This is a genomic window from Aureimonas sp. ME7 (genome assembly GCF_903970965.1).
Classification (GTDB): domain Bacteria; phylum Pseudomonadota; class Alphaproteobacteria; order Rhizobiales; family Rhizobiaceae; genus Aureimonas.
On the sequence record NZ_CAJCKW010000013.1, the window covers coordinates 36918 to 50890 of the forward strand.

12 protein-coding genes are annotated in these 13973 nt (G+C 67.6%); 1 reads left to right on the plus strand and 11 read right to left on the minus strand.

All coding sequences use genetic code 11. The features are described from left to right. Positions 1-155 precede the first annotated feature (155 nt). The 8 genes from H7A85_RS17745 to H7A85_RS17780 all read right to left on the minus strand — a co-directional run bounded on the left by H7A85_RS17745 (position 156) and on the right by H7A85_RS17780 (position 7427). Positions 156-1313 carry a crosslink repair DNA glycosylase YcaQ family protein gene (locus tag H7A85_RS17745; protein ID WP_182087303.1) on the minus strand — a complete coding sequence of 386 codons (1158 nt, stop codon included), beginning with the start codon at positions 1311-1313 and terminating at the stop codon, positions 156-158. Beyond that, a complete protein-coding gene (locus tag H7A85_RS17750; RefSeq protein WP_244631262.1) occupies positions 1310-2050 on the minus strand; it encodes a pseudouridine synthase in 741 nt (246 codons plus the stop codon). Before H7A85_RS17750 ends, H7A85_RS17745 begins: the two co-directional genes overlap by 4 nt. An 88-nt stretch (positions 2051-2138) precedes the next feature. Continuing rightward, positions 2139-3053: a CHAD domain-containing protein gene (locus H7A85_RS17755; RefSeq protein WP_182087305.1), complete on the minus strand. Its 915-nt coding sequence runs from the start codon at positions 3051-3053 to the stop codon at positions 2139-2141. An 89-nt stretch (positions 3054-3142) separates the two neighbouring features. After that, complete coding sequence (locus H7A85_RS17760) at positions 3143-3601, minus strand: CYTH domain-containing protein (protein WP_182087306.1); 459 nt, start codon at positions 3599-3601, stop codon at positions 3143-3145. 41 nt (positions 3602-3642) lie between these two features. Further along, a complete protein-coding gene (locus H7A85_RS17765; RefSeq protein WP_182087307.1) occupies positions 3643-5148 on the minus strand; it encodes a tripartite tricarboxylate transporter permease in 1506 nt (501 codons plus the stop codon). Positions 5149-5161: 13 nt separating this feature from the next. Next, on the minus strand, positions 5162-5635 hold the full coding sequence (locus H7A85_RS17770) for a tripartite tricarboxylate transporter TctB family protein (protein ID WP_182087308.1): 474 nt from the start codon (positions 5633-5635) through the stop codon (positions 5162-5164). Positions 5636-5713: 78 nt separating this feature from the next. Beyond that, positions 5714-6694 (minus strand): tripartite tricarboxylate transporter substrate-binding protein, encoded by a 981-nt coding sequence (locus H7A85_RS17775; protein WP_182087309.1) that lies wholly within the window; start codon positions 6692-6694, stop codon positions 5714-5716. 523 nt (positions 6695-7217) lie between these two features. Then, on the minus strand, positions 7218-7427 hold the full coding sequence (locus H7A85_RS17780; protein ID WP_119541566.1) for a cold-shock protein: 210 nt from the start codon (positions 7425-7427) through the stop codon (positions 7218-7220). 647 nt (positions 7428-8074) lie between these two features. Between H7A85_RS17780 and H7A85_RS17785 the strand changes: the two genes are divergently transcribed. Beyond that, the gene (locus tag H7A85_RS17785; protein WP_182087310.1) at positions 8075-9892 is read left to right on the plus strand and encodes a glycoside hydrolase family 15 protein; all 1818 of its coding nucleotides are present in this window, start codon (positions 8075-8077) and stop codon (positions 9890-9892) included. A gap of 40 nt (positions 9893-9932) precedes the next feature. Here H7A85_RS17785 and H7A85_RS17790 read toward each other — a convergent pair whose 3' ends face one another. Genes H7A85_RS17790 through oiaX form a run of 3 tightly spaced genes read right to left on the minus strand, consistent with a single transcriptional unit; the run spans position 9933 to position 13910 of the window. Beyond that, on the minus strand, positions 9933-11270 hold the full coding sequence (locus H7A85_RS17790) for an MFS transporter (protein WP_244631263.1): 1338 nt from the start codon (positions 11268-11270) through the stop codon (positions 9933-9935). Between the two features lie 28 nt (positions 11271-11298). Continuing rightward, a complete protein-coding gene (locus H7A85_RS17795) occupies positions 11299-12624 on the minus strand; it encodes a four-carbon acid sugar kinase family protein (protein ID WP_182087311.1) in 1326 nt (441 codons plus the stop codon). Positions 12625-12629: 5 nt separating this feature from the next. After that, positions 12630-13910 (minus strand): 3-oxo-isoapionate-4-phosphate decarboxylase OiaX, encoded by a 1281-nt coding sequence (oiaX, locus tag H7A85_RS17800; RefSeq protein WP_182087312.1) that lies wholly within the window; start codon positions 13908-13910, stop codon positions 12630-12632. Positions 13911-13973: the final 63 nt, after the last annotated feature.

The window sequence follows — 13973 nt, forward strand, 5'->3', positions numbered from 1 at the left end:
AACGACTTTCGGACCCGGCGGACACGATCGTCGGCCGGATAAGGCAGATGGGTCAAAAGGAACGATGGGGAACATAAGCCTACCCTACCGTTCGCGCCAAGCATGAAGCGCCAAATCCGCCCGCTTTCGCGAACGAGCTTTCCGCCTCGAGGCCATCAGGGATCGAAGCCGCGAACCTCGCCGAGGCCAAGCCATCGAGCGAGGAGCGCGAGCTCAAGCCGTAGGGCTTCCGCCGCGTCGGCCGGGGCACCGGGTTCGATATGAACGGCGTGGACCAGAAGCGCGCCGGCCTGCCGGTCGCTTTTCAGATCGACGCGCGCCACCAGCCGGTCGCCCATCAGGAAGGGCAGGACATAGTAGCCGTGCTGGCGGAGCGGGGCCGGCACGTAGATCTCGATCCGGTAGCGGAAGCCGAACAGGCGCTCGGTTCGGGCGCGCTCCCAAACGAGCGGGTCGAAGGGGGCGAGAAGCGCCAGCGCCTCGATCCGACGGGGAAGGCGGGCGTCGCGATGGAGAAAGGCGGCCGGCCAGCCGGGGATCGCGACGGGTCGCAGGACGCCCTCTTCCGCGAGTTCGGCGATTGCCCGCCGCCCTTCCGCCGGCCCGAGGCGGAAATAGTCGCGAAGCTCGATCGCAGTCGCGACACCTAGCGCCCGGGCGGCGCGTTCCACGAGCAGGCGATGCGCCGCCGCCTCGTCCAGCGCCGGCTCGGCCAGGATTGCAGCCGGGATGACGCGCTCGGTCAAGTCGTAGACGCGCTCGAAGCCGCGCCAGCGCGTTCGCGTCGTCACGTGGCCGGCATAGAAGAGCCATTCCAGCATGCGCTTGGGCTCGGACCATTCCCACCAGCCGGTACGCCCCCGGTCAAGATCGGAGGCGGACAAGGGGCCGTCGTCCCGGATGCGCTGGAGAAGCTGCATCGCCTCCGCTCGGCGCGGGCCGGCGAAGGCGCGCATCTGCGCGTAGCCGGCCTCGCCCCGGTCAGCGCGCGCCATGCGCCAGCGCAGCGCAGGGTGGAGCGACAAGGGCAGGAGCGAGGCTTCGTGCGCCCAGTATTCGAACAAGCGGCGCTGCGAGGGGCGGCCCCAGGCGTCGCGGTCGAGAAGCGCCGTGTCGTAGGCGCCCAGGCGCGAAAAGGCCGGCAGGTAGTGCGCGCGAGCGACGACGTTGACGCTGTCGATCTGGTGGAGCGCGAGCCGGTCGAGATTGCGCCGGAAATGCCCCGCACCGACGCTTTCGGGGCGCCGCGTTCCGAACCCTTGCGCGGCGAGCGCCACGCGGCGGGCTTGGGCCGGCGAAAGCTCCAGCGTCACCGGGAAGGGTCCAGCCGCGCGATTTCGCTGGGGTCCAGCGGGCGAACCGCGCCCTTGGCGAGATCGCCGAGTTCGAGCGCGCCGATCGCCACGCGCACGAGGCGCAGGGTCTCGATGTCGAAGGCGGCGAGAAGGCGCCGGATATGCCGGTTGCGCCCTTCCTCCAGCACCACTTCCAGCCAGGCATTGCGCGCGCCCTCGCGCAAGGTGCGGACCGAGCGCACGTCGAGGCGCTCGCCCCGGTCCTCGACGCCTTCGCCGATGCGAGCGAGGAGGTCGTCGCCCACGCGCCGGTCGACCTGCACGTGATAGGTCTTGGGCATGTGCGAGGCGGGGTCGAGGAGGCGCTGGGCGAACGCCGTGTCGTTGGTGAGAAGGAGCAGCCCTTCGCTCGCCTTGTCCAGCCGGCCGATCGGCGAGACATGGGGCAGGGCGAGGCCTTCGAGGCAGGCATAGATCGTCTCGCGCCCTTCCGGGTCGTCGCGTGTCGTCACCAGCCCGCGCGGCTTGTTGAGCATCAGATGAACGGGCGCCTGCGCCCGGACGGCCTGCCCGTCCACCGCGATCGCGGCACGCGAGGGATAGGTGCGATGTTCGGGATCGCGCACCGTGCGCCCGTCCAGCGTCACGCGCCCCTCGCGCACCAGCACCTCGGCCTGCGAGCGCGAGCAGTGGCCGAGCTTGGAAAGGACACGCGCAAGGCCGTGGCCGCGCTCAGGCGAGGAAGTCTGCTTCACGTCCGGCATCTTCGATCGGCGGGCCCTGGAGAACCCTGAGGATGGATCGTCGATGGATAGGCCAGGACGCCCGGCGATCCCAGCCCCGTCATTCCGGCCGGGCCGCCAGACGCCATAGGGTCCCGATCCAGCGCTCGAACGCCTTCGGGCGGACGGCGAGGAGGCGGGCGCAGCGCTCGCGCGCCTCCTCCCGCAACTCGCCCTGGTGGCGAACGAGAAGGGCGAGAACCCCGCCGAGATCGCCCTTCGGTCCGAAGGACAAGGGATCCGCCGCCATCTCGGCGCGCAGAACCGCGTAGTCGTGGTCGCGGCCGAGCGCGTCGGCGGCCCGGTCGGCTTCTTCACGCCAAGGGATGAGAACACTTGGCCAGAGCGCTTCGAAGAGCTTCAGATGCATACCGAGATACTTGATGCGCTTGCGCAGATCGTGAAAATCCTCGGCGCGCTTGCTGCGAATGGCAAGCTTGAGATCGCGGCGGGCACGCCGGTAGTTGGCGCCCATCGCCTCCACCAGGAAGCGCTGGTTTCGCTTAGAGCCGCCCGGCAGCACGAAGCGGTCCAGGCGCGAGCGCGCGTCCTTCAGATGCCCGATGGCCGCCGCCGCGATCGCGTCCTCCGACCCCATCGCTTCGATGGCCTCCTCTCGCTTGCGCTCGAGAGCCGCGCGCGCCGCGGCGAAGGACGCCGCCGCGCCTTCATTTTCGAAGCGCTCGGCCAGCCCGTCCAACGCCTCGATCAGCGCCGTCCGGTCGCGCACGCCCGACAGGGTGCGGCCGGCGTCCCGAAAGCGGGCATTTTCGCGCGCCGCGAACTCGGGGGTTGCGCGCACAGCCAAGCGCGCCAGCCCGCGCAGCTTCTTCAGGCGCTTTCGCGCCTCGTGGATACCCTCGTGCCGGTCCCCGTCGATCGGTGAAAGGTCGTCGATCGCCTTATCGATCTGCTCGCGCGCAATGCGCCGGATCGCGGCGTCCACCGCCTCATGCGGATCGAAACGGTAGGCCATTCACCCCTCTGGGAACGTCGAAATCTCTGCGTCGCTTCATCTAGGGCAAAGCCTGCCGCATGCCACGACGAGACGCGCGCACGGATGCGTCAGGGCGGGCCGTTCAAGGCGAGTGAAGCATTGGTGTAGCGCTTGTCGGCGCTGACCTCGGCGCCGATCCACGCGGGCAAGGGAACCGGATGATCAATCGCCGGCAGCTCGATTTCGGCCAGAACGAGAGGGGAGAGCGAGCCGGAAAAGACGTCGATCTCGATCGTCACATCACCGAGAGGATGGAGATGCCGTCGCTTCTCGACAACATGCCCGATCCGGGCGCCTTCCAGCTCTCGCGCGTCCCGTTCCGGAATGGGATATTCGTATTCGCCGCGCGCGGGGCCGCTGCCGGTCTTGACGGTCAGCACGGGCGGGCGCCCCTCGCGGTGGCGCACCCGGATCGAAAGACCCTCGCGAACCGCCAGATAGAACTGGCGGATCATGGTCCCCTCGTCCGCGCCCTGCCGCCAGCCGTCTCCGTTCAGGAGGAACTTGCGCTCGATCTCGATGCCCATGGGACAAGGATCGTGCGGCAGCCCGATCCGTCAAGCATAGATCAATCGTCCTCGACAAACACTTGCTTGCGCTTGTTGCGGATGGCGGGCAGGAGCGCGAAGACGACGCACAGGAGGCCGAGCGCCAGAAGCGAGGCGGAGATCGGGCGCGTCAGGAACACGGTGGCGTCGCCGCGCGAGATGATCATCGCCCGGCGCAGGTGCTCTTCCAGAAGCGGCCCCAGAACGAAGCCGAGAAGGAGCGGGGCCGGTTCGCAGCCGAGCCGGATCAGCGCATAGCCGAGAAGGCCGAAGACGCCGATCGCATAGACGTCGAACGGGTTGTTGTTGATCGAGTAGCAGCCGATGGCGGCGAACAGGACGATGGCCGGAAACAGGATGCGATAGGGGATCGTCAGCATCTTCACCCAGATGCCGATCAGCGGCAGGTTGAGGATGACGAGGAGGATGTTGCCGATCCACATCGAGGCGATGATGCCCCAGAAGAGGGCCGGTTGGGTGTTGATGACGTTCGGGCCCGGCGTGATCCCCTGCAGGATGAAGGCGCCGACGATCAGCGCCATCACCGGGTGGGCGGGGATGCCGAGCGTCAGGAGCGGGATGAACGAGGTCTGCGCGGCCGCGTTGTTGGCGCTTTCCGGGCCCGCGACGCCCTGGATCGCGCCGTGCCCGAACTCGGCCTTGTTCCGGGCGAGGTTCTTTTCCATCGAATAGGAGGCGAAGGACGACAGGACGTGGCCGCCGCCCGGCAGGACGCCGAGGATCGAGCCGAGCACCGTGCCCCGCACCACGGGCGCGGCGATGCGCTTGAAATCGGCCTTGGTCAGCCACAGGCTGTCCACCGACTTGACGCCCACCTCGCGCGTCGTCTCGTTTTCCAGGTTGCGCAGGATCTCGGCGACGCCGAACACGCCGACCGCGATCGAGACGAAGTTGATGCCCTGGTAGAGTTCGAGCTGGCCGAAGGTGAAGCGCGGCGTGCCGGTGTAGATGTCCTGGCCGACGGTGCCGAGCAGCAGCCCCAGGACGATCATCGCCAGCGCCTTGACGATCGAGCCGTGGGCCAGCGAGATCGACACGAGAAGCCCGAGCACGATCAACGCGAAATATTCCGGCGCGCCGAACTGAAGCGCCACCCTTGCCAGGGGAGGGGCGGCGATCGCGAGGAGCAGGGTGGCCACCGACCCGGCGAAGAAGGAGCCCAGCGCGGCCGTCGCCAGCGCCTTTCCGGCCTGGCCTTTTCGCGCCATCTGGTAGCCGTCGATCGCGGTAACGGCCGAGGAACTTTCGCCCGGTAGGTTGATCAGGATCGCGGTCGTCGATCCGCCGTACTGGGCGCCGTAGTAGATGCCCGACAGCATGATGAGCGCGGTGACGGGCGAGAAGGTGAAGGTGATCGGCAGGAGCATGGCGATCGTCGCCGTCGGGCCGATGCCGGGCAGGACGCCGACGAGCGTGCCGAGCAGCACGCCGATGAAGCACCAGAAGACGTTGATCGGCGTCAGCGCCGTTTCGAAGCCGAGGGCGAGGTGGGACAGGAGTTCCATGGAGCCGCTCACCTCAACCGAAGGACAGAAGGGGGCCGAAGGTCGGCAGGGTGATGCCGAGCCCGATCTTGAACACCAACCAGCACAGGGCGGACATCGACAAGGCGATCAGCAGCGAGGAGGCCGCTGAGTTCTTGGCGGAAGCGAAGGCCACGATCGCGGTGCCGACGAAGACCACGGGCACGAGACCCAAGGCCGCGCCGAACTCGCCGAAGATCGCCAGCGCCAGGAGGATGAGCGCGATGCCCTTCCACGGGATCGGCGTCCGCTCCACCGTCTCGTCCTTCCGGAAGCCGGCGATGATGACGAGGATCCCGAGGATGGCCAGGATGATGGCGAGCGTCAGGGGGATGAAGCCCGGACCCATGCGGACCGCGCGGCCGAGTTCGTAGTTCGTGGCTTCCCACCCGAAGGCAAGGGCGATCAGAACGAAGATCAAGCCGGCCAACAGGTCGCGGCGCGACTTCACGCCTTCAGACGCATGCATGGTGAGATCGCTCCCGATGGTGGTGACAAACGATCCGGCCGGCGCTCCTCCCGCGCCGGCCGTTCGTGACGGCGCCGATCAGTCGGCGTAGGTGCCGGCGGCCTGGATGATCGGGCGCCAGAGTTCGATCTGGGAGGTGAGTTCGTTCTGCAATGCCTCGGGCGTCGCGTCGGCGGCCGAAACGGGCGCGGTGCCGAGTTCGGCAAAGCGCGCCTTCACCGTGTCGTTGGCGAGCGCTTTCTGGAGAGACGCTTCCAGCTTGGCGACGATCGCGGGATCGGTGCCGGCGGGGGCGTAGAGACCATGCCAGACGCCGATGTCGAGCTTATCGAGGCCGACTTCCTTCGTGGTCGGCAGATCGGGCAGCGAGGCGACGCGCTCGGGCGTCGTCACCGCATAGGCCTTCACTTCGCCGGCCTTGATCTGGTTGGTGGTGTTGGTGGTCTGGTCGCACAGGACGTCGACCTGGCCGCCGACGATGTCGGTCATCGCGGGCGCGGCCCCCTGGTAGGGGACGGTGATCATCTGGACGCCGAGCGATTCCTGCAGGAGCATGCCGCAGAGATGCGAGGCCGAGCCGATGCCGGCATGCGCATAGGTCACGTCCGCGCCGTTGGCCTTGAGGTATTCGATCAGACCCTTGGCGTCGGTCGGCTCGAAGTCCTTGCGCGAGACGAGCGTCATCGGCACGGAGGTGACGAGGCCGATCGGGGCGAAGGCGGTGAGCGGGTCGAAGGCGAGCTGGCGGTAGAGCGAGGGCGCCGTGGACATGCCGATATGGTGGAGAAGCAGCGTGTAGCCGTCCGGCTTGGCCTGTGCGACCTGTCCGGCGCCCAGCGTGCCGCCGGCGCCGCCGACGTTCTGGACGAGGACCTGCTGGCCCAGATCCTCCGACATGGACTGCGCGATGAGGCGCGTCACCGTGTCGGTCGGTCCGCCCGCGGAGAAGGGCACGACGATCGTGATCGGCTGGGTCGGATAGTCGGCTTGCGCGGATGCGGTGGACGCTGCGGCCAAGACGGCGATGGAGGCGAGAAGCCCCTTCCAGATCGTCGACATGTTTCCTCCCAGAATGTCGCGTCGCCCGATGGTTGTGGGCGTTGCGGACTGTTGCACAGGATTCGTCCGTCTTTGTCCAGTTGTTTGGCTTGGGCGGTGTTTTGAACTTTCAGTGGGCAGCGGGGGTGAAGGTCAGACGGGCTGAGGGATGGAGGACGGGCCGAAAGCCGCCGGGTCGGGGAGGAAGGCGTTCGATCGGCCGCGTGGACGTTCGGCTTGAAGCACCGTTCGCCCTTGCCGCTGGAAACGAACGGGATCGCTCGGCGAACCATTCGAAGGTCCCCGAACGCAAAAACCCTGCGACCGGTGAGGCGCAGGGTTCCCGCATGTCGATGGACGGATCGATCTCGATCGATCGCCGCCTGGGGCGTGCCGCCAGTTCATCCGTGGTCGGCACCGCTTGGGGCTGAGACCACGATATGTCAGAAACCTTGCGGCAGGCTGGAAAGATCACGGCGTCGGGTTGCGAGGCACGTATCTTAGATAAAAACCCCGGCGACGGATCGACGGGGTCTTCGGGATATCAGAGGGCCTTGAGGTTCTGCGCCGCAAGCTTGCCGGTCTTGCGATCGGCGACGAGCTCGAAGCTCACCTTCTGGCCGTCGGCCAGGCCATCGAGGCCCGAACGCTGAACGGCGGTGATGTGGACGAAAGCGTCCTGGCCGCCGTCGTCCGGAGCGATGAAGCCGAAGCCCTTCTCGGAATTAAACCACTTCACGGTTCCCGTCGCCATGGGACACCTTTCTACGCAAGCGTTCGTCAGCGGCCGGCACGGCGCGCTTATGTTTCAAATATCGCGATGAAACGGATGTTCAGGCGCCGCCCGAGCGACGCACGGCCCGGCAGCCGCCCCCATCTTTCGATCGTTCCGATATGCCTGTGCGTTGAAAGGATTGCAAGCCTGAACGACGAACTATCCTCGCAAGTCTCGATCCGTGGTCGATCCGACCTTTCCACGAAAGCGTGAAACTGCGCTTCCTTGCCGCGGAAACTCATCGCCCGGCTACGCATTCCCCGATCACCGAACGGTCGCTCGCGTTTGTCTCGCGCGAAGGGTCGTGGCGGCGAAGCTTATGTCCGAGGACTGGTATCGATGAATGTGTTGGGAACGAGCGGTTGGGCCGGCGAGCGGGCGCGTCGGGACGCTCGCAATGGACGCGTGGACCCGCAGCGGTACGGCTTTTCGCAGCCGGTCGATGGCCCTGTCGAAAGTGCCGCGATGCTGGCGGAGCCCTACATGATGGCTGAATCCGGCGGCTGGATCGCGCCTCGACCGAACAGGGTGCACAGCCCGATGCGCCGCCGAAACGGATGATGCGCACGCCCGGCCGATGCGCCGACCGTCCTTAAGCCTCCTCTTCCCGACCCGTTGGAGTTCGCATGCTGAACAAGATCCACGATGCCGAAGATCCGACCACGGTCGAATCGACACGTCCCGGCCCCCTGCCGCTGGAGGACTACGCGGCGCTCGGCGACGGGCGCAGCGTCGCCATCGTCGGGCTGGACGGCTCGATCGACTGGTGGTGCGTGCCCAACATGAACTCGGCGCCGATGTTCGACCGTATCCTGTCCGAACGGAAGGGCGGCTTCTTCTCGCTGACGCCGACCGAGCCGTTTCGCGCCACGCGCGCCTATCGGCCGCAGTCGAACGTCCTGGAAACGACCTATGAGACAGCGAACGGGCGCGCCCGCCTCGTGGAAGCGCTCAACAGCGGCTCGGGCGGGCGTCTGCCCTGGTGCGAACTGGCGCGCCGGATCGAGGGGCTGGAAGGGGAGGTCACGTTCGAACTTCGGTTCGTGTTCGGAACGCAGGCCGACACGATCTGCCCGTTTCTCTACAGCAACGCCAACGCGACCACCTTCCACGCCGGCCCGGTGATCGGCCTCCTGCGCTACAGCGACGGGGTTTCGATCGAGCGCGAGGACGATCTCGAAATCGGCGGCCGGGTTCGGATGGCCAAAGGCCAGCGCGAGATCGTCGCCATCGTCGCGGGCCAGGACGAGCCGCTCGTGGTCGAGGAGCCGGAGGTCATCGACGCGCGCATCGACATCACCGACGGCGAGTGGCGGCAGTGGTGCGAGGGCATCCGCTTCGACGGCTCCTATCGCCCGGCGGTGATCCGCAGCGCGCTGGCGCTCAAGCTTCTTCTCTATTCTCCGACCGGCGCGATCGCGGCCGCCGCCACGACCTCGCTGCCCGAGGGCATCGGCGGATCGAAGAACTACGACTACCGCTTCGCCTGGGTGCGCGACGCCTCCTACACGATCAAGGCCTTCCTGCGCATCGGAGCGCGGGCGGAGGCGAAGGCCGCCTTCACTTGGCTGATCAAGCGTCTGGCCGAGCACGGCCCACTCGTCTGCTACACGTTGGAAGGCGAACTTCTCGACGAGGTGCGCGAGATCGACGTGCCGGGCTACCGGGACAGCCGCCCGGTTCTGCGTGGCAACCAGGCGGCCGAGCAGCACCAGCACGGCATCTACGGCGACATCTTCGAGACTGCGGCGCGGTTCGTGGCGGGCGGCAACGTCATCGATCCGCAAAGCGCCGCCACACTCGCGTCCGTCGCCGACAAGTGTGCCGAAACCTGGCGGCAGGCCGACTCCGGCATCTGGGAGCTGTCCGAACTCGAACACTACACGATGTCGAAGATCAGTGCCTGGCAGGCGCTGGCCCGGGCGGTGGAACTCGCGGATGCCGGGCACATCCCCTCCACCTGCCGCGACCGGTGGGAGCGCTCGCGCGATCGGATCGCGGAATGGGTGGACGCCAACTGCTGGTCGGAGCGGCTCCAGTCCTATGTCATGGTGCCGGGGCGCGACGAGCTCGACGCCTCCTTGGCGCTGGCCGTGCGCTTCGGCTACGACGGGCGCGACCGGCTGGAGAAGACGATCCGGGCGCTGGACGACAAGCTGCGCTCCGGGATCTTCCACTACCGCTACCACGGCGTCGAGAACGACGAGGGCTGCTTCCTCGCCTGCACCTTCTGGATCATCGAAGGACTGGCGCTTCTCGGCCACCGCGAGGAAGCGCGCCTGCGCTTCGACGAGGTGATGGAAGCGCTGGACGCCAAGGGGCCGGGCGTCCTGACCGAGATGGTGGACCCGAAGACGGGCGCCTTCCTCGGCAACATGCCGCAGGGGCTCAGCCATCTCGCGCTGATCCAGACGGCCGCCACGATCGACGGATGTCCGGTCTGAAAACGAAAAGGGCGGCCCCGCGAGGCCGCCCCTTGTCGTGTCAGCGGATCGCCGGGCGTCCCGGCTCCTTCAGACGCGGAAGCACCAGGAAGCTCAGGATCGCCGACAGGAGCATGAAGGCGCCGACCACATACATCGGCGCGCCGAAGCTGCCCGTTCCGTCACGCACCGCGCCCGTGATGTAGGGCGCGGCGAAGCCCGCGACGTTGCCCATCGTGTTGATCAGCGCGATGCCGGCCGCCGCGCCCGAGCCCGTCAGAAAGCGGGCGGGGAAGCTCCAGAAGTTCGGCAGGGCCGAGAAGATGGAGCAGGCGGTGATCGTGATGACTGCGATCGTGGAGGCAGGCGAACCGGCGCCGAGTGCGAGCGGGATCGAGATCGCGCCGAGAAGTGCGGGAATGCCGATGTGCCAGGGCTTCACGCCGCGGCGCGAGGCATCGCGGCTCCACAGGATCAGGGCGACGGCGGCCGGCAGATACGGGATCGCCGTGATCAAGCCCTTCTGCATCACGGTGAACTTGGTGCCGAAGTCGGTCTCGAAGCCGGAGATGATGGTCGGCAGGAAGAACCCGAGGGCATAGAGGCCGTAGATGAAGCCGAAATAGATCAGGGACAGGGTCCAGACCCGGCCGTCCTTGAGCGCCTGACCCGTCATGCGGCCGTGGCCGGCGCCGGGCGCGGCGGCCGACTTCGCCTCGTGCTCTGCGGCCAGTTCCCGGTCCAGCCATTCCTGCTCGGCCGGCGTCAGCCACTTGGCGTCGCGCGGGCGGTCGGGCAGGTAGAAGAAGGTGACGATGCCGATGAGGATCGCGGGAACAGAGACGCCGAGGAACATCACGCGCCAGCCCTCGAGCCCGAAGAGACCGTGCATCTCGATGAACATGGAGGCGAGCGGCGCGCCCACCACCGTGGTCAGCGGCTGGGCGACGTAGAACACCGCCAGAACCTTGGCGCGGTGGCGCGAGGGCACGAAGAGGCTGAGGAACAGGATCGCGCCGGGAAAGAAGCCGGCCTCCGCGATGCCGAGCAGGAAGCGCAGCCAGTAGAGCTGCGTCGAATCCTGCACGAAGGTGAAAAGCAGCGAGACGATGCCCCAGCTCACCATGATGCGGGCAAGCCAGCGCCGCGCGCCGTACTTGTGGAGCGCGAGGTTGCTCGGGATCTCCAGAAGGATGTAGCCGACGAAGAAGATGCCGGCCGCAAAGCCGAACTGGGCGGCGGAAAGCCCGAGATCGGCCGTCATGCCGTTGGGGCCCGCGAAGCTGATGGCGGTGCGGTCCAGGAAGTTGATGAAGAACATCAGACCCAGGAACGGCACCAGCCGCCATGTGATCTTGCGGATCGCCGATTGCTCGACGCTTTGGTCGTGGACGCTCAAGTTCGTAAGTCCCCCTTGTTGGAAAAAATCAGGCACCGTCGCGAATGCGCGAGAAGTAGTCGTCGCCCCCGACCTGGCCGCCCTTTAGCGCGATCTCCAGCCCGTCGAAGGCCGGGTCGTCGCTGTGGGCGATCGCCACTGGCGAGCCCGGCGTGTCGGGCAGCGGCAGGCGGGTCGTCAGCGCATGGACGTCGAGCTGGCGCAGGGCATGGCTCGACGTGTCGCCACCGGCGATCACCGCGCGGCGGAGGCCGAGGCGCTTCACGAGACCCGCCTGCAGCGCGCCGAGCCCGCGCCCGATCGCGTGGCGCGCGCCCTCCTGGCCGGCGATCTCGGAGCCGAGATCGCTCTCGGGGCCCATTGCCGTGTGGATCAGGACGGAGCGGCCGTCCGTCAGCGCCTCTTCCGCGGCCCGCGTCACCGCCTCGATCGCGGCCGTGTCGTTGCCGACGAAGGCGCGCGGGTCGAAGGCGATCGCCTGGAAGCCATGGGCGTCGGCGTGGCGAATCTGACGCTCGGTGGTCGGCGAGCAGCTTCCCGACACGACCGAGATCCGCTCGGCCGGCCCGAGCGGCGCGAAGCGCGGCGCTTCGGGCAGGCGTCCGGTCTCGCGCCAATGGGCGGCGAGCGCGTATTCGACGCCCGACGAGCCGACGCTGAACGCGCAGCCCGCGTCCGACAGACGTTCCAGCTGACGCCCCGCCGCGGCTTGCGTCGCCGCGTCGAGGACGTCGAGAAGCACGAGGCCGGGATCGCCCTCCAAGAGCGCGTCCAGCCGGGCGTCGGCATCCCCGCCGGTCAGCGCGAGATAGTCGAGAAGCGCGATCGAAAGCCCGGTCTGGTCTTCGAGGTGGAGCCGGAGATCGGCCTCGCGCATCGGCGTGACCGGGTGACGGCTCATCACCGGGTGGCGGTCGATCCGGAACACCTCGCCGCGGAAGGCGGCGAAGAGCTGGCCGAAGGCGGTGTAGCGCTTCAGCTGTGGCGCGCCGACGACAAGCGGCACCGGCCGGTCGCCGAAGACGCGGCGGCCGATCTCGGCGGCCCGCCCGATCGAGCCGATCGCAGCCGAAGAATCGAAGGTCGAGCAGACCTTGTAGTGGGAATGGCGGGACCCGCGCGCCTTCATCCATTCGAACACCGGCGTCAGGTGCTCGTCCATCCAGGCCGGGGTTTCGGAACGGCTGGTGCCCGCGATGCCGATCGCACGGGCATCCGAAAAGCGCGCCAGCTGCTGGTCGGTCGGCAGGTCGGTGAAGAGCACCGTCGAAATGCCGGTGAGCGCCAGCGATTCCATGACGTCGGTGGAGCCGGTCAGGTCGTCGCCGTAGTAGGTCAGAAGAGGGGACGTCATCGTGCTCATGCTCCTTTCGCGCCTTCGCCGCCGAAGGCCTCGATCGAGGCGGCGAGTTCGGGATGGGTCCGGGCGTGGGCGGCGAGGTCGATGCCCGCCACCGCAGCTTCCCAGGCTTGTTGCACCGCGCGAACGCCGGCACCCGGGCCCATCGGATGGCTGACGACGCCCCCGCCGCAGAGGTAGAGGAGGTCGGTCGAGCGCACGGCGGCGAATGTCGCGGGTGCCTGGCCGCCCCACTGGCCGGAGCCGATGACGGGAAGCGGACGGTCGTCCTCGCGGAACAAGGGCTCACGCAGCGAATGATAGGAGCGCAGGAAGGATTCGTCCGGCTCCCAGTATTTCGAGGCGATGCCGTTGATCTGGAACTGGTCGACGCCGAGGAGGCGCCAGAACTTCGACCAGACCGAGAAGTCGAAGCCGAGCGAGCCGTGGCGGGTGAGGATGTCCCAGCCGTTGCGATGGGCGTGGAGCGCGAGCTGGGAGCGCCGGCGCAGGAAGGCCATCGCGCCCATGCCGATCGAGTTGATGTTGATCACCGCCGCGTTGCCGCCGGCCGCCACCACGAGATCGTGGTTGCGCATCATCTCGTCCGGGTCGGTGGCGGTGATGCCGAAGGCGTACATCACCTTCTTGCCGGTCCGCTGCTCGCCATCCAGGATCACCGGCATGATCGCCTTCACCCGCTCGGCCAGCGGCGAATAGGACGGGCTCATCAGCTTCTCGTCGTCCTTGATGAAGTCGACGCTCGCGTCCACGAGTTCGCGCACCATCTCGGCGGATTCGGCCGGGCGCAGGCCGAGCGCCGGCTTGACGATCGTGCCGATGATCGGGCGCCCCGACACGCCGGTGAGGCGCTTGGAGCCCTCGATGCCGAACTGGGGGCCGGGCCATGCTTCCCCGAAGGCCGCCGGCAGCTTCAGCCCAACGATGCGGATGCCGCTGAAGCCGGCGATGGAGAAGGCGCCGCCGATGGCGATCGTCATCAGGGCGGCCAGATCGGTTCCGACGGCGGCCATCGGGAACGCGATATCCGCCTCGCCCCGGTTGAAGCGCGTATGGCCGGAAAGTCCCGGATGCGAGGATCCGAAAGCAGGCTCGCCGGTCGGCTCCAGATGCCGGATCGCGAGAACCTGCGCGGCGACGCGCGCCTTCAGTTCGGGCGTTTCGCCCGGCAGCGGCACGAAGGTTCCGGTGGATTGGTCGCTGGCGATCTTGGTGGCCAGCTTTTCGACGCTACCTGGGGTCTCGATCCGGTAGGTGAGGACGATGCGATCGTCGGTCATGTCCGTGTTCCCATGCAAGATAAGACGCGGGGAAGCGAAGAAAGCCGCTTTCCAAGGCGCCAC

Excerpts from the sequence above, each read along its gene's own strand:
- H7A85_RS17755 (WP_182087305.1), bottom strand. The coding sequence starts at position 3,053 with ATGGCCTACCGTTTCGATCCGCATGAGGCGGTGGACGCCGCGATCCGG.
- H7A85_RS17760 (WP_182087306.1), bottom strand. The coding sequence starts at position 3,601 with ATGGGCATCGAGATCGAGCGCAAGTTCCTCCTGAACGGAGACGGCTGG.
- H7A85_RS17765 (WP_182087307.1), bottom strand. The coding sequence starts at position 5,148 with ATGGAACTCCTGTCCCACCTCGCCCTCGGCTTCGAAACGGCGCTGACG.
- H7A85_RS17770 (WP_182087308.1), bottom strand. The coding sequence starts at position 5,635 with ATGCATGCGTCTGAAGGCGTGAAGTCGCGCCGCGACCTGTTGGCCGGC.
- H7A85_RS17775 (WP_182087309.1), bottom strand. The coding sequence starts at position 6,694 with ATGTCGACGATCTGGAAGGGGCTTCTCGCCTCCATCGCCGTCTTGGCC.
- H7A85_RS17780 (WP_119541566.1), bottom strand. The coding sequence starts at position 7,427 with ATGGCGACGGGAACCGTGAAGTGGTTTAATTCCGAGAAGGGCTTCGGC.
- H7A85_RS17785 (WP_182087310.1), top strand. The coding sequence starts at position 8,075 with ATGCTGAACAAGATCCACGATGCCGAAGATCCGACCACGGTCGAATCG.
- H7A85_RS17795 (WP_182087311.1), bottom strand. The coding sequence starts at position 12,624 with ATGACGTCCCCTCTTCTGACCTACTACGGCGACGACCTGACCGGCTCC.
- oiaX (WP_182087312.1), bottom strand. The coding sequence starts at position 13,910 with ATGACCGACGATCGCATCGTCCTCACCTACCGGATCGAGACCCCAGGT.